Source organism: Rheinheimera riviphila (assembly GCF_004005945.1).
Taxonomy (GTDB): domain Bacteria; phylum Pseudomonadota; class Gammaproteobacteria; order Enterobacterales; family Alteromonadaceae; genus Pararheinheimera; species Pararheinheimera riviphila.
The window spans coordinates 46,044-65,534 of the sequence record NZ_SACS01000018.1 but is presented as its reverse complement, the minus strand read 5'-3'; the positions used below and the strand labels follow the sequence as shown (position 1 = coordinate 65,534).

Below are 19,491 nucleotides of genomic sequence, written 5' to 3'. Positions count from 1 at the left end.
GTCTAAGCTGTGGTGATAATAAAGCCAGTTGCATCTGCGCTGGCATAATCACAACAGGATCAAGACGATGCAACTTTCATATTTGTTAAAACCGCTGTCGTTATCGATAGCGCTGTTAGTGGGCGCTTGTCAGCCTGCCGCCGAAAAACCAGCGCCAGCCACTTCAAAACCCGCAGTCGCGGCTGAAACGGCCACCGCAAAGGCTGATCCAGTTCAACAAACCCAACCCGGCAAAGCCTGGTGGCAAGACGCGGTGTTTTATGAAATCTGGCCACGTAGCTTTGCCGACTCCAACGCCGATGGTCATGGCGACTTTAACGGCATCCGCGCCAAAATTCCGTATTTACAAGACCTTGGCGTTGATGCGTTGTGGTTAACGCCGATCTTTGAAGCCCCTTCTTACCATGGTTACGACTTCACCGAGTTTTATAAAGTCGAAGCCGATTACGGCAGCATGGCCGATTTTGAAGCGCTGGTGCAGGACGCCAAAGCTAAAAATATCCGGATTATCCTCGACTTAGTGATTAACCATATCTCCGACCAACACGACTGGTTTAAACGCTCGGCTGCCGGTGAAGCACCATACAAAGACTATTTTATCTGGCGCGACGATTTACCGACTGATGGCTGGGGCCCGGCCTGGGACGCCAGCAAAGTGGATCCAAAAGTGGTTTGGCACTTTAACCCGACCCGCAAAGCTTATTATTACGCCGCTTTTGGTGGCTCGCAGCCAGATCTCAATCTGACGCACCCGGATGTAGTGGCAGAAATGAAAAAAATGGCCAAATTCTGGCTGGATAAAGGCGTGGCCGGTTTTCGGTTAGATGCAGTGCGCTACGCCATTGAAAATGGGCCTGACGGGCAGGCCGATACCGCCGGAACTATCGCCTACTGGCAAGATTTCAGCGCTTATGTGCGCTCGATTCAACCTGACGCCATGTTAGTCGGCGAAGCCTGGGCTGATTTGCCGGTCGCCGCCAAATATTATGGTGATGGCAAAGCGCTGGACGCCGGTTTTGATTTTGATTTTGGCTATAAAGTGCTGGCGTTGTTGCAAAGCGATGGTGGCGTCAAAGCGGAATTTGGCACTATGCAAGATGCGGCAGTAGCGTCTAACGATGGCGCGGCGCCACAGCATGAACTGCAAAAAAACTATCAGCAGCGCATCGACGCGGGGGTGCCGATGGGTTATTTCAGCCCCTTTATCACCAATCATGATCAGCCGCGGATTGGCTGGCAACTCAAAGGCGATCAGCAAAAAGCCAAGCTGGCAGCGGCGATGTTGTTCGCATCCCCCGGCAGCACATATTTGTATTACGGTGAAGAAATTGGTTTAACCCAGGCTTCGGACGCCGAACATATTCAGCGCCGCGCACCAATGTTATGGGACAAATCCGCACAGGCCGGTTTTACCACGGCGGTTAAATCCTGGGTCGAATCAGCCGATTTATTCCCGCCGCAACAAGGTACCGCTTGGTGGCAGCCGTTTTTAGCGGCGCAGCTGTCAGGTGGACTGACCGTTGCCGAACAGCAGCAACAAGCCACTTCGTTGTGGTCCTTGTATAAAACACTGATCCAGCTGAAAAAACAGCGGTCGGAGTTAGGTGTAGCTGGTGAATATCAAGCCACTGCCGATGCCTCGGGCAAGTTGCTGCAAATCACCCGGCAACTAAACGGCAAAAGCACGGTATTTGTGCTGAATCTGTCGGCGGAACCGCAGATCTTAACCGCCGCCCAGTTGCCGGATAGTAGTTATCAGTTGGTGTGGACTGAACAGGCTGACCCTGCTGCTGCCGCCACCATTGCGCCGTGGCAGCTGCGGATTTATCACAACTAGCCATCACAACTCACGATCACAACAAAAGGTTCGAACACCTGCCGCAAGTTTAATCTTGCGGCAGTTCGGGCTGCTCTCGCCGTTGCCTCGGTAAATCAATAATAAAACTGCTGCCTTCGCCAGTCGCGCTCACATAGCGGATCTGTCCGCCATGTTTTTCGACTATCGCTTTACTGATGGTCAGACCAAGCCCGGTGCCACCGCGAGCGCGGTTGTCGGCGGCGTCTGACTGACTAAAAGGCTGAAAAATCCTCGTTTTAAAGCTATCCGGAATGCCCTGCCCCTGATCGGTGACGGTCAGGCGCAGTTGATCCGGTGTGGTCTGTTCCAGATGCAACGACACGCTGCTGTTGGCGGGTGAAAATTTGGCGGCGTTTGACATCAGATTCGCCAACACTTGCATCAGCCGGTTAGGATCAGCCGTCAAAGTGGCGTCTGTAGCAGTGACGGTGACATGAAAACTCACCTGATGCGCGCTGGCGTAACTTTCAAGTTCCAGCACGGCATCGTGCAGCAGCTGCGCCAAATCAACCGGCTGAAACTGATATTCCAGCTGATTGGCTTCAATCTTTTGTAAGTCCAGAATGTCATTGACGATCCGCAATAAGCGCTGCGAATTTTGATTAGCAATTTGCAGCATATTCAGCATTTTGGGCGGCGGCTCACCCAGCGTATTGCCTAAAATTAACCCCAGCGCCCCGCGAATGGAGGTCAGTGGCGTCCGCAGTTCGTGGCTGACGGTGGAGACAAATTGGTCTTTTAACAGCGCCAGCCGCTTGCGTTCGGTAATATCCTGAAACGAAGCAATGCCATACGCCAGTTCGCCATCAGCGTTGTAACCGGGGCGACCCCAGGCTTGCAGTTGGCGGCGCTGACCCTCTTGAATGATTTCGATATCGTCGACAATGCAGGTTTCACCACGAAGGGCGCGCATGCCCGGCATATCCTGCGGTGGGTAAGGCAGTTCGGTGCCACTGATCACCACTTTGTCATTGCCACTGGCATCAGGCTGCAATAACGGGCCAAGCATGGAGTTGGCGGCCTGGTTTTGATAGTACGGCTGACCGTTTTTGTCGCGAACTAAAACGCCCAGAGGTAAATCGTCAATCCATTGCCGGAACTGGTGTTTGGTGGTGACTTTACTGGCTTCGTTGTACGACAGCAGCGCGCGGATCACCACAAAAAACATCACTGAATTGACAATAATATAAGTCGCCCAGGACGACGCCTGCCGCAAATAGACATTGGCATCGACCTGCAGTTGCAACAGGCCACTGACAAAACCAAAGGCGATCAGACTTAAGGTCAGCAGCGTCAGCAGTGCCATAGCAATAGCGACTCTGATGGAATACAGCACATGCGCCACCAGGCAACTGGCTACCAGCCACCAAACGCCGGGTGATGCCATGCCAAAAGTGAAGATCCCCGGCACCCCAATCAGCCAGAACGTAAACAGCAACAACATGGATTTCAGCGGCAATGACAAACGTTTGGTGTTCAGTGCAATCAGGATAATCAATAGACCATAAGCCAGATGCAGGGTATAAATCGGTAACCAGCCGCTGGTAAAGGAACGCGAAACCGACAGCGGCACCCCAATCAAAATGATGATAATAAAACTGCGCCAGATAGCATCGACAAAGCGATGTTTGATTGCCAGCAGTTGTTGTTGTAAGTCGGCGCGGGCAGTGGCGCTGGACGAATTTTCGGGTGCTTTGGTCAAGGAGTGATCCGGTAAGCTGTATCCAGCTTTAAATGTATAGAGTGCGGCAATATTAGGCAAATATTAGGCAAATCAGTTGCAGTGAAATCTGGCCGCAAATCAGCCGAATAAGTCGGGGGTAAAAGGCGTTTGGTCGGCTTCAAAGCCGCTATCTGGTTTTCCGGCGAGGCGCGCGGCATCACGGCGGGCGCGGCGTTGTTCCAGCAGTTTCAGAATTTTAGCCCGTTCCGCTGCTGGTTTTTGCGGCCAGTTAAAACGTTCATCCCGCGAGCGCAGACACCCAATGCAATAACCGCGATTATTGCTTTGGCAGACCCCAATGCAGGGGTTGGGTAAGTCGAATAGCTCGAGTTGATCCATCGCTTGTGCACAGCTCCGGCGGCGAAGGTGAATGAGGTTGCTGATTTGAGTCTACTCAATTGTCGCTTGGCTTGCCAGCGTGAAACAGCGGTCGAAACTGGTTACATCTTTCCCTGAAATGCTGTTTATTTAACATTCAGCGGCCGCCAATAGCCATTTGAACGGCTATTTTCGACTTAAAGCAAAAAAACGATTGACTTAGGCCTTTCAGACGGCTATTTCTAATAGTCATTCGCACCAGCTCCGCTGGGCAACTTGTTTCAATAGATAACCAACAGAGTTATTAATACCAAAATGAATTTAGTAAACAACCTGAACATTATTGTGGTCCTCGTCGTGGTGATTATTAGTCGCCGCGGGGGCTGCCGTTTGGGTTTCAGATAGACGAAGAAACCAGATACCAGCAAAACCCCCGCACCGAAAGGTCCGGGGGTTTTGTCGTTTTAGGGCCTGTGAAAATGTGTTGAGCAGCAGGTCAAATGTAAGTCAGGAAAAAAGGAAAAGGTATGACGGGCGCGGAATTAGTGATCAAGTTGCTGACAGAGCACGGTGTGGAGAGCATTTTTGGCTATCCTGGCGGCGCTATCATGCCGATTTACGACGCGCTCTACCAAAGCCCGGTCAAACATTACCTCTGTCGCCACGAACAAGGCGGCGCCTTTTCCGCCATTGGTTTTGCCCGCGCGTCCGGTAAAACCGGCGTCTGTATGGCGACTTCAGGCCCTGGTGCGACCAACCTCATCACTTCATTAGCCGATGCTTTGCTGGATTCTGTGCCGGTAGTTGCCATCACCGGTCAGGTGTCGCAAGCCGTTGCTGGCACTGATGCGTTTCAGGAAGTGGATGTACTGGGTTTATCGCTGACGGTGACCAAACACAGCTTTTTAGTGAAAAATGTCAATGACTTAGCTGACACCTTACGTCAGGCCTTTGTGCTGGCGCAAAGCGGTCGGCCGGGACCGGTGCTGGTCGATATTCCAAAAGACGTGCAGCTGGCGCAGGTTGAGTATGTTGCCCCACGCTCGTTGGCGGCGGTGGAAACTTCCCAGGCTGTATTGCCATTGCAGCAACTGCAATTAGCCCGCGAGCTGATCGCCAGCGCCAAGAAACCAATCGTTTACATTGGCGGCGGCGTGCATATGGCGGGTGCTTTGACCGAGCTGCATGACTTCTTGCAAACCACCGGCATGCCAAGCGTGACTACCTTAAAAGCCATGGGCTCGGTCGATAAAAGCAATCCGTATTATTTAAGTATGCTGGGCATGCACGGCACTCAGGCGGCGAATATCGCGGTGCAACAAACCGATTTACTGATTTGCTTAGGCGCGCGGTTTGACGATCGCGTCACCGGCAATTTGCAGAAATTCGCGCCTGAAGCCAAGGTTATTCATATCGATATCGACCCCGCCGAACTGAATAAATTACGCCGTGCCGACTGCGCCATGCTCGGCGATTTACGCGCGTTACTGCCACAAATGGCGGTGGCAACCAATTGCGCCGACTGGCAACAACATTGTCTGAATCTGAAGCTGCAACACGGCTGGCGGTACGATCATCCGGGCGAGCGGATCTATGCGCCGTTGCTGTTGAAACAACTGAGCGAGCGGATGCCGGACAATTCGGTGGTCAGCTGCGACGTGGGCCAGCACCAGATGTGGGTGGCGCAGCATATGAGCTTTAACACCCCGCGCAATCATTTAAGCAGCGGTGGCCTGGGGACTATGGGTTTTGGTTTGCCGGCGGCGATTGGCGCGAAAATCTCGCGGCCGAACGATACCTCGATTGTAGTCAGCGGCGATGGCTCTTTTATGATGAATGTGCAGGAACTGGCCACCATCAAACGCTTCCGTTTGCCGGTGAAAATTGTGGTGATCGACAACCAGCGCCTTGGCATGGTGAAACAGTGGCAGCAGCTGTTTTTTAATGGCCGTTATAGCGAAACCGATTTATCGGATAACCCGGATTTTGTATCGCTGGCCGCCGCTTTTGCCATTCCGGGCCACAGCATCAGCCGCAAAGACGAAGTCGCCGACGCGCTCGACGCCATGTTCACCTGGCCCGGCCCGTATTTATTGCATGTTCGGATTGATGAAACCGACAACGTTTGGCCGTTAGTACCACCAGGCGCCGCCAACCACGACATGATGACCGATTTGCCACAGTGGGAAGATTAACCATGAGCACCAATTCAATGAGCACCCAACATACCTTAACCATCCAGACCGGCCTGGAAGTGGTGGCCGTAGAGCGGTTATTACAAGTCACCCGTTACCGCGGTTTTCAACTGTGCGGCCTGGAAATGAAACCACTGGCCGACAACAATGGTTTATTAGTGACTTTAAATATTCTAAGCGACAAACCAATCAGCCTGCTGACGGCACAGCTGAATAAGTTATACGATGTACAGCATCTGGAATTGCATGCACCAGCCACGGCTGCGCTGCGGGCTTGATGGAGTGTTTTTTGGGCTTTCGGCATGTTCGGCGTACTACCGCGAACGCGGTGAGTACGCCCTACGCTCGATGGACATACGCTTTATGAAAAATTCGTCGTACCACAGTAGGGCGTACTCACCCGAAGGGTAGTACGCCGTACGAAAACACCATCGAATAACAAAACTAATTGTTTCGAAAAAAGACTATAGAATAAGCTCGACCCATAACAGCACGGGCAAAGCCCGGCACGACTATCGCTACAGGCGATGGCAAACAACCAAGTGGCCCTGAACAATTTGCACAATTATCCGCTGACGAGCCTTGAACAACACGTCAGCCTATTTTTAAAGAAATGCAGGAGTAAACCGCATGCCTAAATTACGTTCAGCCACCACCACCGAAGGCCGCAATATGGCGGGCGCCCGCGCTTTATGGCGCGCTACCGGCGTCAAAGATACCGATTTCGGTAAGCCAATCATCGCCGTGGTGAACTCTTTTACCCAATTTGTGCCGGGTCATGTGCATTTACGCGATCTCGGCAAACTAGTGGCCGAAGCCATTGAAGAAGCGGGCGGTATCGCCAAAGAATTTAATACCATCGCCATCGATGACGGCATCGCGATGGGCCACGGCGGTATGTTGTACAGCCTGCCGTCGCGTGAAATCATTGCCGACTCGGTCGAATATATGGTCAACGGCCACTGCGCCGACGCCATGGTCTGTATCTCCAACTGCGACAAAATCACCCCTGGCATGTTGATGGCCGCGCTGCGCCTGAATATCCCAGCCATTTTTGTCTCAGGCGGGCCGATGGAAGCCGGTAAAACCAAGCTGTCTGATCAAATTATCAAACTCGATCTGGTCGACGCCATGGTCTCAGCGGCTAACCCCAACGTCAGTGACGAAGACAGCGAAAAAATTGAAAAAAGCGCCTGTCCAACCTGCGGCTCCTGCTCGGGCATGTTTACCGCCAACTCGATGAACTGTTTGGTAGAAGCATTAGGTTTAGGCCAACCGGGCAATGGTTCGATGCTGGCCACCCATAGCGACCGTAAAGCGCTGTTTATCAGTGCCGGTTCGCGCATTATGGACCTGTGCAACCGCTGGTATAAAAACGATGATGTGAGCGCACTGCCACGCTCCATCGCCAATAAAACTGCCTTTGAAAACGCCATGATGCTGGATATCGCGATGGGCGGCTCCACCAATACGGTGCTGCATTTACTCGCTGCCGCCATTGAAGCCGAAGTCGATTTTGGTATGAACGATATCGACCGTTTATCGCGCATCGTGCCGCATTTATCCAAAGTGGCGCCGTCGACGCAAAAATATCATATGGAAGATGTGCACCGAGCAGGCGGCGTGATTGCCATTCTGGCCGAACTCAATCGTGCTGGTTTATTGAACCCCAATACACCACACGTAGCGGGCAGCTCGTTAGGCGATGTGTTAGAACGCTTTGACATCATGACCACGCAAGATGAAGCGGTAAAAGAATTCTACCGCGCAGGACCTGCCGGGATCCGCACGACGCAGGCCTTTTCACAAAGCTGCCGTTACCCAAGTCTGGACGACGACCGCGCTGAAGGTTGTATCCGCAGCAAAGAAAACGCCTATTCACAAGATGGCGGTTTAGCCGTGCTATACGGCAACTTAGCGCCGAACGGCTGTATCGTCAAAACTGCCGGTGTCGATAAAGACAACCTGGTGTTTAAAGGCGTGGCGCGCATTTTTGAAAGCCAGGACGATTCAGTCGCGGCCATTCTGGCCGGCAAAGTCGTGGCCGGTGATGTAGTTATTATCCGCTACGAAGGGCCAAAAGGCGGCCCGGGTATGCAGGAAATGTTGTATCCAACCAGTTACTTAAAATCGATGGGTTTGGGCAAAGCTTGCGCCTTAATCACCGACGGCCGGTTTTCGGGCGGCACTTCGGGTTTATCGATTGGCCACGTATCACCAGAAGCAGCCAGCGGCGGCGCCATCGCGCTGGTGCAGGAAGGTGACGGCATTGATATCGATATTCCAAACCGCTCGATTCAAATTCGTATCGACGCCGCCGAATTACAGCGCCGCCGTGATGCGATGAACGCCAAAGGCAAACTCGGCTGGAAACCCCTTGATCGCGTGCGCTCGGTCAGCCCGGCGCTGAAAGCTTACGCCTTATTGGCAAGCTCGGCCGACAAAGGTGCAGTGCGCGATTTATCGAAGCTGGAAGATGTATGAGTCAGGCGGCCTTAAAAAACTCGGTGGTATTGGTCGATCCGGCGGTCGAAACGCTTTCGGTTGAAACTCATGCGGTTCAAGCATCAGCATCAATCCGCAACCCGAATTATCCGCCAAGCGATTTATCCGAAAGCGAAGCGCAAGCATTGCAACAGCAGTATTTGCGCGAAATTCTGCTGTCGCCGGTGTACCAGGCGGCGGTGGAAACGCCGCTGCAAGCCATGCCCAAACTGGCGCAGCGGCTGGGTCATCATGTGTATTTAAAACGTGAAGATCACCAGCCGGTGTATTCGTTTAAATTACGTGGTGCTTTTCATAAACTGCATAAAGTGGCGACGCAGCATAAAGCAAGCGCCGCGGCAGCTGGTGATAAAAGCGCCGAAGCGCCGAGTGTGATCTGTGCCTCGGCTGGCAATCACGCCCAGGGCGTGGCGATGTCGGCCAGCAAGCTCGGCCTGAATGCCACTATTGTGATGCCCATCACCACGCCGGAAATTAAAGTGGCGGCGGTGCGCGCGCGCGGTGGCCATGTGATGCTGCACGGTACGGCCTTTGATGAAGCCAACCGGTTTGCCATTGAACTGGCGGCAACCCAAGGCGCGGTATACATTCCGCCGTTCGACGATGCCGACGTCATCGCAGGCCAGGGCACAGTCGCCAAAGAATTACTGACCCAGCACAACAAGCTAGACGCGGTCTTTATTCCGGTCGGCGGCGGTGGTTTGCTGGCGGGCATGGCGGTTTATATCAAAGCCGTGCTGCCGAATGTGCGGGTGATTGGCGTCGAACCCGATGACGCCAATTGTTTAGAAGTGGCGATGCTGAACGGCGCGCCGGTCACTTTGCCAAGAGTCGGCTTATTCGCCGACGGTGTGGCAGTCAAACGTATCGGCAACGAGACCTTTAAGCTGGCGCAGCTGTATTGCGACGATGTGGTCACAGTTTCCAGCGACGAAATCTGCGCCGCCATTAAAGATATTTTTGAAGACCTACGCGCCGTCGCTGAACCGGCAGGTGCTTTGGCCTTGGCGGGTTTGAAAAAATACGCCGCTACCGCCGATCACAGCCAAAACTTTGCCGCTGTGCTGTCGGGCGCGAACCTGAATTTTGATACCCTGCGCTACGTGTCCGAGCGCTGTGAACTCGGCGAGAAAAAAGAAGCGGTGTTTGCGGTGACCATTCCGGAAGAAAAAGGCAGTTTCCGCCGCTTCTGCGAGACGCTTGGCGGCCGCGCCATCACCGAGTTTAACTACCGGTATGCTTCGGACAATAAAGCGCATATTTTTGTCGGCATCAAACTGCGCAGCGGCGCAGAAGAACTAAAACAAGTGACTCAGGCACTGCTCGACGCCGGTTACGACTTCCAGGACCTCTCCGACGACGAACTCGCCAAACTGCACGTCCGCTACATGATCGGCGGCATGCCACCACGTTTAGTGCAAGAGCAGGTCTACCAATTTAACTTCCCGGAATATCCCGGTGCGTTAATGAACTTCCTCAACACCTTGGGCGAGAAGTGGAATATCACTTTGTTCCATTACCGCAACCATGGCGCCGCGACTGGTGATGTATTGGCAGGGTTTGAGATTGCTGATCCGGCGGAGATTGAAGGGCATTTGGAGGCGCTTGGATATCCTTATCAACTGGTGAGTGGGAATAGGGCTTATCGGACTTTTTTGATGCCTTAATTATACTTCCTATCCTATTTCGTTGGACCATCACCTCAGGTATGCTGCGGTATCGTCGAGGTACGGATAAGGGAGAGTTCAGTTGTTGGGTCAGTCATTTCAGGATCTGTTGGCGCGTGCCAAGCAAGCCACGGCGCAAGCGCGCGTGCGGGAGGCCTATCAGCTTTGGACTGAGGTTCTCCGTCTGAAGCCCACTCATGTTGAGGCACTGTTCAATCTGGGCATCATCGCCATGACCAATGGCGATGTAGCGACTGCGGTGGGGCTGTTGCAATCCGCCCATCAGGCCGCGCCGACGGAACCGATGGTGCTGTTACATCTGGCAAATGCCCGGGCGCAGACGGGCGATGTGCAAGGCCAATGGGATACTTTGCAACAGGCGCTGGCGATCGACCCCTATTTCATGCCGGCCTTGTTGGGCCAGGGCCAAATATTGTATAGCCAGGGCAAAAAACGCGCAGCGGCGTCGATGTTTCGCAATGCCATCAAGATCGCGCCACTCCCCAGCGAGTGCCCGGAATGGCTGAAAACCCCGTTGGCGGAGGCGCGCCAGGTGGTTTACGATCACATGCAGGAGCTGACGGCTCACTTGCAGGGCGCCTTGGGCAGCACCCGCGCCGCGTTAGAGGCGTCGGTTTTGGAGCGCTGGGACGAGGCTGTGTCGATCCTGTCGGGCAAGACTGCACCTTATCACTCGGTGTGCAATCAGCTGCATGTCCCGCGCCTGCCGGCCATCCCTTTTTATAATACCGAGCTGTTTCCGTGGGTTGCCGATTTAGAGGCCCGCACGGACGATATCCGCGCGGAAATGATGCGGGTTTTGAGCGACCATGGGGCCGACTTTACGCCCTATATCAACTATCGCGACGGTCAGCCGGTGAACCAATGGCAGGAACTGAACCAGTCGACGCGCTGGGCCAGTTATTCCTTATGGCGGGCGGGGGTACCGGATACTGCCAATCTGGCCCGGTGTCCGGCGACGGCCGCCGCCTTACAAGCGGTGGAGATGGCGGATATTGGCGGCTTGTGCCCCAACGCCATGTTTTCGGTTTTGTCGCCGCATACGGCCATTCCGCCACACACTGGCGAGACCAATGCCCGGCTGGTAGTGCATTTACCGCTGATCATCCCGGAAAAATGCCTGTACCGGGTCGGGTTTGAGCAACGGCGGTGGCAGGAGGGCAAGGTGCTGGTGTTCGATGACACCATCGAACATGAGGCCCGTAACGATAGTGACCTGTTGCGGGTGGTGCTGATCTTCGACGTGTGGAACCCGCTGCTGTCCAAGGCCGAACGCGACATGGTGAAAGCTGCGACCAGCGCCGTGAACGCCTTTTATGCCGCCGAGTAGCGGCCTAAGACCAATGGCTCTCAGCTCCGCCCTGGTGTAGGGCGTGGCCATTCCAGAAGAAAAAGGCAGTTTCCGCCGCTTCTGCGAAACTCTCGGCCGCCGCGCCATGACTGAGTTTAATTACCCAGCGGCGCGGAAGAGCTAAAACAAGTCACCCAGCCACTCCTCGACGCCGGTTACGACTTCCAGGATCTTTCCGACGACGAACTCGCCAAACTGCACGTCCGCTACATGATCGGCGGCATGCCACCACGTTTAGTGCAAGAGCAGGTCTACCAATTTAACTTCCCGGAATATCCCGGCGCACTGATGAACTTCCTCAATACTTTGGGCGAAAAGTGGAATATCACCTTGTTCCATTACCGCAACCATGGTGCTGCCACTGGCGATGTGTTGGCAGGGTTTGAGATTGCTGATCCGGCTGAGATTGAAGGGCATTTGGAGGCTTTGGGGTTGGTGAGTGGGAATAGGGCTTATCGGACGTTTTTGATGTCTTGATGTTGGCGGTGTTGGTTGAGTGTCGTTGCTGGTCGCTGCTCAACCAATCACTGTTGTGCGTGCAGAAAGACTGAACGGCACGAAACCAAAAACCGGCAACAACTGCGTTCGCCCGTTCGCGCCTCCCGCGCTCACTTTTGAATGCTCACTCCGCTGTTGCCGGTAGTTGGTTTTATTCGACTATTCTTGTCGGCAAATTTCAAAAAATGCCCCGCAGGTTTTCCCTTAATTTTTGTCCAGAATATTGTATTGAAAATACAAATAAAATATTAATTATCTAATTAATTTTGGAAGGATCTATATCTTGACCATTTAAGTATGCTTCACCTTTTGTAGATAGTGAAAAATATGGTTTCTTAGATATTTCTTTTCGTTCAATAAACTCGTAATGACTTATTTTGCTGTTGTTCCCAATGCTGTGGTTAATAGACTGATATTTTCGGTCTAGTTCATCTCCTAACTCAGTGGCGGTTAACGAATTTTTATATTTTAAAACGTTTAGTATCTCGAATTCTTTCATTGGGATTCTTATATTTCTTTCGATCTTGATTTTCTGGTCTTCGTCTATTATCGATCTTAGGGTAACTACTCCTTGACACTTTAAACATGGTATCTTGTGGTCAATGAAAACTTCTTTTTTAGTTATGTCATACAGTTCACCGCAGCTCAGGCAGCATAACTCCTGCGAACCTCGCATCCAGTCAGCGACTATCTTATTTACATCAAATACTCGTTCAATACGGAATTTTCGATCGCTTTTTTCATCAAAAATAATGTTGTTTTCAACACATAACCCATAATTCAAAGAAAAAATACTAATACTTTCTCCATCTTTGTCTTTTTGTTGGGAGAATTTGGTCATGAAGAAATTAAACTCGAGTGTCTTAAGGATGTCTTCTAAATCTTCAGCGACATAAAGATAATTTGAAGGTGCTGTGTTGGATGTGTATTGAGAGAAAATTTTAGCTGATGAACTACCAATGTGCTTTTTGTTACTAATAGCTTTTGATATTAATTTTTTTAAAAGATCCAAAAGGTGAAATTTTTCGAATGTCTCATTGTAGCTCTTGTATTCAATATATTCGCTTTTTGTTAGAACGAACTCTATGTCATTTTTATAATGTTGGCGAGCAGACTCTTGAAGTATATTCCTGTTTATTTTCTTTTCGAATCCATTGGTTTTTTGTAAAGATATTTCAAGGACTTTACCAATTATTCTCGGCACGTTGGCACTTATCTGAAATAGCAACTTATAGTATTCTTCTATTGATTCAACTTGGTTTAAATCAAAAAAGTTATTTAGATCTATCCCTTTGAAATAATAGTTAAATCTCGCCTCTAATAGTCTTTTAGTGTATTTTATTGCAGAGTCTTCTACTTTATCAACACTGCCAGCTGAATATAAATCATAGTAATCGAGGCAATGCGTTTTGACCTTTTGTCTGTCAATGGAAGGAAGATAGTCTCTGCCAGGATATAAAGAAATTTTAAATTTGAAAAATTCATCTGAAAGATTGTTTAACGGGCCGATGATAAAATCTGTGAATACTTCCATAGAGTCTTTGTCAATCTCTGACATATCATCTAGGCATATGAAAACAGTTTCTATTGGTATTTCTCTAAGCAGATTTTTTAAGTTGTTCATGAATCCAATAATGTCGAAAAACCTTCCTAACACACGTGTGAACTGTTTAGACTCTAGTGATTCATTTTGTGATGATTCCTTAGTTCCTCCGCTTAAGGATAATTTCGAAGCGCCTAATTCAAATTGAATAGATGAATCTTTGTTTTTTGATACTTTATCTTCTTCATGTTTTGTAATGTGATTCGATGCTGTTAGATCTACAAAGTATGGCATTTTAACAGAAGTAAATAACTGATTTAATCGCTCATGGAATTTTTTTTCTGTTATTCCAGATTTTTTGAAAATCTTTTCAAACGCTGATTTAAATACACATACATTTATCTCATTTTTTATCTCATCTATTATTTTTTCAATAAAGTAGACATATAGACTCAAACGATCTGAGTCTTCTGGTGATAGTCCTATATCAACGGTGTTTAGGGTGAAATATGATTTTTTTGACTGCTCAAAAAGTGCTTTGACATCAATATATAATGATAGTTTTTTATCGGATTTTCTCACCTCGTGTTGAAATCGATTTATTATAGTGGACTTACCTGTCCCTTTTCTACCCATCAGAAGTGTAGTATTGTCTTTTAGCATTGATTTAAGGATTAAATTGTTTTCTAAGGGGTCGACATAAAGATCTTCAATAAGGTTTTTCCCATCCTCGTCTTTGAGATCTGCACGTCTATATTTGCTTAAAGAATCTGTCATTGATAGAAACGTATCTGACAATTTATTCCTATTTGTAATCAAAGTTGTCTCCATAAATAATTAAATTATTTTGCCAGAACACCCAAATTAAAATAATAACTGGTGTATTAAATATTGTCGCTTAATTCAAGCCTCCCACCAAATTTATCGCAACTTGAATTGATTGAAGTTCGGGGGCAGGTCTTGAATTTTGCCTGTTACCAGCTCACAAAACCCCATCCGTAACCCTAACCAATTCTTTAAAAAACCTAACCGCTTTATCCAAATCGTCCCGTTTCACCAAATGTGGTTTTTTCGGGTCATCGCTGGCGCATGCTTTATGCACAGCATCGCCGCGTTTATTTAGCCATTGGTTCAGTTGTGTGCGGGCTTGCTCGGGCTCGGTATTTGCCCAACGCCATTGCTCGGTAAGGTCGTATTGCAAAAACTCTTGGGACAGTTGTTTTACTTTGTCGGATCTGGGGTTATGTAGCCTGCCAATTTCAATATCGAGTTTTTTCTGAATAAAGTCCCCGGCGAAACTGCCTTTAATACCACTGATTTTTTTAGTGAGTTGTTCCAGTAAAAACGCTTCGATATAACTTTCCCAGGCCGTGAGAGTCATCACCAGGGCGGCGCGTTTTAACACTTCGTTTTGTTGGCGTGATTCTTGGTTTGGCAGCTGATCAAAGATGCTGATTAACTTTTCAGCATCAGCAATGGCGGTTTGAAATAATTGGTAAGATTGTGACGCCATAAAATCCCTGCTGGCCATACTGCGGTGAAAAGTCCATAACGCAGCGTGTCAATAATGAGTGTCGATGATTTAACCAAACTAAAACAGCTTTTGTAAAAAGACAAACTATTTTTCGGGACTAAACCATCAACATAGAATTAATGCTGAAGCGCAAACCCATCTGCCACTAAAGCCTGTTTAGCAAAGGTGCTAATGGCTTTGGTGTCATGGTGTGGGATGGTATAAAAACCTAACTGGTCGAACTCGCGGCTGACCTCAAAAAATGCGCCGATGAGTTTTGGGTTGGTATTGGTTGGGCCTTGCAGCGGCAGCAGGATATTTTGTTTTTTCAGCACGTCATTTTGCGCCAAACGGGCGAAGCGACCGAGCCAGGTTTGGGCGTGGTCCATCATTTTGGTGGCGTTTTGTTGCTGGAAGGCCAGCGGGCGGATCACAAAGGTGTCGTTGGTTTTAGCGACCAGTGGCAAGGTGATCTCTTCAAAACGACCGACCAGCGGCTGCTGTTTAAAATGGGTCAGCTTTTCTGTTTTCAGCTGTGCCCGAATGGCGCGCACCATCAGCTGTTCCTGATAGGCTTCTGTTAAAAAAGTACGGTGGACCAGTTGTTCAAATAACTGGTCGGCAATGGCCGCAGGTTTTTTATCCACCAGCACAGTGCGAAGGTCTGAATAACGCACCAACGTTTCCCGTGGCCGTACTAATTCCTGCATCACGGCGACCAACTCTTTGGGCAACACTGTGGCGGCATAGTCTCTGAGGCGGGTTAACTCGGTTTGCACTGTGTTGATGGTGGTTTTGTATAACTTGCCGTCGACATCTTCAAAAAAATCCGTGACGCGGGCAAAGCGGGCGGGTGCCAGCCGGAATTCAAATACAGCTTGATCGGGGGCGCATAGCACAATGCCGACGTTGGCGAATTCGCCCGTCTGTGCATGAGGTAAAAACCTGACTATTGCGTACTGATACAAAGTTTTCATATCAGAGCCTCCCAAAATTTGTCTGTTCTGAATAGTGCCAAAGTGGCGGTGATCTGAGCCAGATAATCAGGCTCTACCAACAGCCATTCTTGCGGCAGACTGGCAGCATACTGGGCAAAGCCATGCAGCGCAATCTCTAGCTTAGGCTGGTAATAATCACGCCAGAGTTGATCATGCTGCTGATGAAACCAGTAGTGGTAGCTTAGATGCAAAGGTGCGTGCCGGGTAAAGTCATATTGCGGATCAAATGCCAAATTATGGTCGACTACCACATAACTTTGGGCTCGAGCATCCAGGAATAAGTTCGGGTTGCCACTGGTGAGGCTCATGGTGCGATCTTCGTTTTGGATCCAATAATCAAACAAAAACAAGTCTTTAGCGAACTGGATGGGCATTGTTTGCTGTAGCGAAGGTGTCAGTTCCAGCAAGCTTGGCAAATGTCTTGATGCAAACACGACGGAGTCACCATCGCCCAGTATGCGGCGGGCGGCGTCGTCATATTTCAGTAACTGCGCCGGTAGATAAGCGGTTTGATAGGGTGGGACATTCAGGCCAAAAGCCGTACCTAAAAATGCACAAACTGCTTCATTGATTAAGCCTTTGGTGGTGGCTTGTGGGCCTTTGATGTAATAAAGCTGCTCGTCAGACAACCGACAAAGGTAAGGCTCGGTCCGGCCCTGAGTGGCTTTTTCTTGCAGTTCTTCCACTTCAAGCACTGTCCATTCCCTGCAACTTGTTGTTATTGATTAAAAATAAAGCAGCGATGTGTTAAGTACAAGCGGTTTTTGTGCAAAGGGTAGAAATGGGTGGGTGTCTCCGATTCGTTTTTAGAACATACAACCCACGTCCCAGTTAAGCAATCATAGAGCAATCTTGGACTGCCAGATAAACAGGACAGCCATGTATTGCAGTGCAATTTAAGCCTCTCCTGAATTATTGCTTTGGCGCCTTGCGCTTAAACTTATGGCATGCTGCCGATTCAGATAAAATTCATTTTTAAGCGGTTAGCCTCAGTTTTTTTACAATATGGACATTCCATGAAAACGTTTTTCCGCTACTGCCTGTTGTTAAGCCCACTTTGTTTCAGCGCCTGCACTGTCCATCACGTTGGCAAGCACACTGCCGTCACTCTCGATACCGGCAACGACGTGCTGGATGCCGCGTCTTATGTGGTTGCAGGGGCTAAGTTGCAGAAAAAACTCAGCGCTGAACAACGCCAAAATGGCGGGTCAAATCGTCCGAACGATCCAGTGGTGAAAGAATTGAACGAGGCCATCGAAAAAGCCAAAGACCGCAAACATGGTCTGGCACCGGTTGAAACGGGAGGATAAAACCGGACAGACATGTATTGCAGTTCAATTTATGGCTGTCCTGCATTATTTCGAACCGCCACTAAAGCCAGCTTGGTAAAGATGCAAATGGCTTTGGCAAATTCGTTGGAAATGTGCAGCGATTGTACAATTTGAGAACCCACGCCCGGCAATAAGCAACAATCCCCACACACCACAATCACCACTGGCTTATCTGCTGCCTGTCGCATAACGCGGCGTTGATTTATGCTAGCCTTTGCTTAAGTATCAATTTTTAGCAGTCGGCTATCACCACTATGGCTTTAAAGTCTCATGGTCAGCTTCTTTTGCGTTGGGATGCGGATTTTTTGTATATCGATGTGAGGGGGCCTTTTAATCTGGAAGGTGTCACTGCTGGTTTTTTGCAGATCCAGCACAGTGTCAGTCAATGCCAACGCAGCGCGTGGGCACGCATTGATGTGCTGGATGAAGAAACCTTGGGGGCGCCTGAGGTGATGAAAGTGATTGGTGCGAGCTATAAGTGGTGCTTGCAGCATGATTGTGTGGCGATAGCCTCTGTATGTTCGACATCGATCCAACGGCAGATCCTTGAGCACACCCGGCATAAAACTGGGATGAATTTGGCAGGGTTTGCGACTCAGGCAGAAGCGGAGCAGTGGTGTCGCGAACAACTGGCAGAGCGTCTTCCACCCGGCGCAATTGTCGTAAACCCATCCATGAATTAAAAACTACGTGGTCTTTTGTTGTCGTTAACTACAGCGTGTCAGCGTAATTTTGGACCGTAATCCTGGACAGCCACTTGGTTTATCCTTTATTTGGTGGGTATTTGGTAGGTATCCTGTTTGGTTTTTTTGGCCATCAAACGGATCGACGTTGACAATCAAACCCGTCCGGCTGCAGGATGCGCGCATCGTAACCCATATGAGAATGTCCAGATGGTACCTTGGTATATCGCGAGCGCCGTTGTGGCGAAAACGTCGTTGTTAGGGCTGGGATTATTGTCGCTCGGGCTTTGTATCGCCGCACTCATCAGTTTGCGTTTGTTTGGTTCAGGCTTAAGCCAACCGCTGCAACGGCGGATCCGGCAAATTTTCCGTACCGGTTTGTATCTGCATCTGGCCACTTACGTGATGTTGTTCAGTAAAATGTGGTTGATCGATGGTTGGCAAGACGTCCCGACTTTCCTACTCAGCCATCTGGTGATGCATCATGCCGTATCAGCCCTGATTGCGACCATCCTGATCCTGATGACTATCCGCATTTATAACCACCGCAGTGCCGGCGTGCTGTAACGAGACCAGGGGGTAATCTTGGATAGTTGTTATCTTGGACAGCCACTTTTTTCCCCGCAGTGGTAGTTTAATTCACTTTTACCGATAGCCACAGGAACTGCAGTGCAACAAGCTAACTGGATCGGGATGGTTGTCCTATCGACGTTATCCATGGCGTTTGGCATCTTTTTTCTGTTTTTTCATGAATCACAACTTCAGGCTGAAGCCGATTTATTACAAGTCAGTGGTCAGGTGAGCTGGGTGGAAACACACAGGTACAGCATAAATTTTGCCTTGAAAGAACACCCGCAGGTCTTTAGTTATTCGAAAGGTGCAGGTGCTGCGCATCGGGTTAGAAGAGCCTTGGAAGTCGCCGGTGGTAAGGTCGTGGTGCTTCGATATGAAAAAGCGACACATGGCCCGATTTTTTCGGATGACAGATACCATTCGGTCTGGGAAATACAAATTAATCAGCAGTTGGTCAGATCTTACCCCCAAATAGCATCTGCTATCGCAGCTGGTGAAAAACTCAAGCCCTGGTTAGGTTGGTTTTTCGTCTGCTCGGGTGGCTATCTCGCTTATGTAGCACGGCAGACAAGGCGAGCACAGCGGCTCAACAGTTCTTTTAATCATTTATTTCCATGGACTTGATCGCGGCCAGCTATCTTGGACAACAGCAATTTTGGACAGCTGTAATCCTGGACAACCACTTTTTTAACTGAAGCAGTCATGGAAGGTTGT

At 49.8% G+C, this 19,491-nt stretch carries 18 protein-coding genes; 12 read left to right on the top strand and 6 right to left on the bottom strand.

The window, feature by feature from the left end; all coding sequences use genetic code 11:
* The first annotated feature begins 67 nt into the window (after window positions 1-67).
* The gene (locus EOE67_RS15445; protein WP_127700234.1) at window positions 68-1,837 is read left to right on the top strand and encodes an alpha-amylase family glycosyl hydrolase; all 1,770 of its coding nucleotides are present in this window, start codon (window positions 68-70) and stop codon (window positions 1,835-1,837) included.
* Window positions 1,838-1,886: 49 nt separating this feature from the next.
* Here EOE67_RS15445 and EOE67_RS15440 read toward each other — a convergent pair whose 3' ends face one another.
* Together EOE67_RS15440 and EOE67_RS15435 are read right to left on the bottom strand one after the other, a co-directional pair.
* Complete coding sequence (locus EOE67_RS15440) at window positions 1,887-3,560, bottom strand: ATP-binding protein (protein ID WP_127700233.1); 1,674 nt, start codon at window positions 3,558-3,560, stop codon at window positions 1,887-1,889.
* A 99-nt stretch (window positions 3,561-3,659) separates the two neighbouring features.
* Window positions 3,660-3,920, bottom strand: a complete 261-nt coding sequence (locus EOE67_RS15435) for a DUF1289 domain-containing protein (protein WP_127700232.1) — start codon at window positions 3,918-3,920, stop codon at window positions 3,660-3,662.
* A gap of 506 nt (window positions 3,921-4,426) precedes the next feature.
* Between EOE67_RS15435 and ilvG the strand changes: the two genes are divergently transcribed.
* The 7 genes from ilvG to EOE67_RS21050 all read left to right on the top strand — a co-directional run bounded on the left by ilvG (window position 4,427) and on the right by EOE67_RS21050 (window position 12,115).
* Complete coding sequence (gene ilvG / locus EOE67_RS15430) at window positions 4,427-6,094, top strand: acetolactate synthase 2 catalytic subunit (protein ID WP_127700231.1); 1,668 nt, start codon at window positions 4,427-4,429, stop codon at window positions 6,092-6,094.
* 2 nt (window positions 6,095-6,096) lie between these two features.
* Window positions 6,097-6,372 carry an acetolactate synthase 2 small subunit gene (ilvM, locus tag EOE67_RS15425; protein WP_240652837.1) on the top strand — a complete coding sequence of 92 codons (276 nt, stop codon included), beginning with the start codon at window positions 6,097-6,099 and terminating at the stop codon, window positions 6,370-6,372.
* 352 nt (window positions 6,373-6,724) lie between these two features.
* On the top strand, window positions 6,725-8,578 hold the full coding sequence (gene ilvD / locus EOE67_RS15420) for a dihydroxy-acid dehydratase (RefSeq protein WP_127700230.1): 1,854 nt from the start codon (window positions 6,725-6,727) through the stop codon (window positions 8,576-8,578).
* Between the two features lie 146 nt (window positions 8,579-8,724).
* Window positions 8,725-10,266, top strand: coding sequence for a threonine ammonia-lyase, biosynthetic (ilvA, locus tag EOE67_RS15415; protein WP_240652840.1), 1,542 nt, complete (start codon window positions 8,725-8,727; stop codon window positions 10,264-10,266).
* Between the two features lie 82 nt (window positions 10,267-10,348).
* Window positions 10,349-11,617, top strand: a complete 1,269-nt coding sequence (locus EOE67_RS15410) for an aspartyl/asparaginyl beta-hydroxylase domain-containing protein (RefSeq protein ID WP_127700228.1) — start codon at window positions 10,349-10,351, stop codon at window positions 11,615-11,617.
* Window positions 11,618-11,660: 43 nt separating this feature from the next.
* Window positions 11,661-11,762: a hypothetical protein gene (locus EOE67_RS21055; protein ID WP_338069035.1), complete on the top strand. Its 102-nt coding sequence runs from the start codon at window positions 11,661-11,663 to the stop codon at window positions 11,760-11,762.
* Window positions 11,763-11,860: 98 nt separating this feature from the next.
* A complete protein-coding gene (locus EOE67_RS21050) occupies window positions 11,861-12,115 on the top strand; it encodes a hypothetical protein (RefSeq protein ID WP_338069034.1) in 255 nt (84 codons plus the stop codon).
* A gap of 277 nt (window positions 12,116-12,392) precedes the next feature.
* Here the strand turns inward: EOE67_RS21050 and EOE67_RS15400 are convergent, their stop codons facing one another.
* The 4 genes from EOE67_RS15400 to EOE67_RS15385 all read right to left on the bottom strand — a co-directional run bounded on the left by EOE67_RS15400 (window position 12,393) and on the right by EOE67_RS15385 (window position 16,885).
* Window positions 12,393-14,477, bottom strand: a complete 2,085-nt coding sequence (locus tag EOE67_RS15400; protein ID WP_127700227.1) for a hypothetical protein — start codon at window positions 14,475-14,477, stop codon at window positions 12,393-12,395.
* Between the two features lie 184 nt (window positions 14,478-14,661).
* On the bottom strand, window positions 14,662-15,192 hold the full coding sequence (locus EOE67_RS15395) for a HEPN domain-containing protein (protein WP_127700226.1): 531 nt from the start codon (window positions 15,190-15,192) through the stop codon (window positions 14,662-14,664).
* A 137-nt stretch (window positions 15,193-15,329) separates the two neighbouring features.
* A complete protein-coding gene (locus EOE67_RS15390) occupies window positions 15,330-16,169 on the bottom strand; it encodes a DUF3037 domain-containing protein (protein WP_127700225.1) in 840 nt (279 codons plus the stop codon).
* Window positions 16,166-16,885 carry a HipA family kinase gene (locus tag EOE67_RS15385; RefSeq protein ID WP_127700224.1) on the bottom strand — a complete coding sequence of 240 codons (720 nt, stop codon included), beginning with the start codon at window positions 16,883-16,885 and terminating at the stop codon, window positions 16,166-16,168. The genes EOE67_RS15390 and EOE67_RS15385 overlap by 4 nt, the downstream gene beginning before the upstream one ends.
* A gap of 321 nt (window positions 16,886-17,206) precedes the next feature.
* Between EOE67_RS15385 and EOE67_RS15380 the strand changes: the two genes are divergently transcribed.
* The 4 genes from EOE67_RS15380 (at window position 17,207) to EOE67_RS15365 (ending at window position 19,401) form a co-directional block, all read left to right on the top strand.
* Window positions 17,207-17,500, top strand: a complete 294-nt coding sequence (locus EOE67_RS15380; RefSeq protein ID WP_127700223.1) for a hypothetical protein — start codon at window positions 17,207-17,209, stop codon at window positions 17,498-17,500.
* Window positions 17,501-17,775: 275 nt separating this feature from the next.
* Entirely contained in the window at window positions 17,776-18,204 is a 429-nt protein-coding gene (locus EOE67_RS15375; RefSeq protein ID WP_127700222.1) for a hypothetical protein, read from the top strand.
* A gap of 210 nt (window positions 18,205-18,414) precedes the next feature.
* The gene (locus EOE67_RS15370) at window positions 18,415-18,771 is read left to right on the top strand and encodes a hypothetical protein (protein WP_127700221.1); all 357 of its coding nucleotides are present in this window, start codon (window positions 18,415-18,417) and stop codon (window positions 18,769-18,771) included.
* Window positions 18,772-18,873: 102 nt separating this feature from the next.
* Window positions 18,874-19,401: a hypothetical protein gene (locus EOE67_RS15365; protein ID WP_127700220.1), complete on the top strand. Its 528-nt coding sequence runs from the start codon at window positions 18,874-18,876 to the stop codon at window positions 19,399-19,401.
* Window positions 19,402-19,491: the final 90 nt, after the last annotated feature.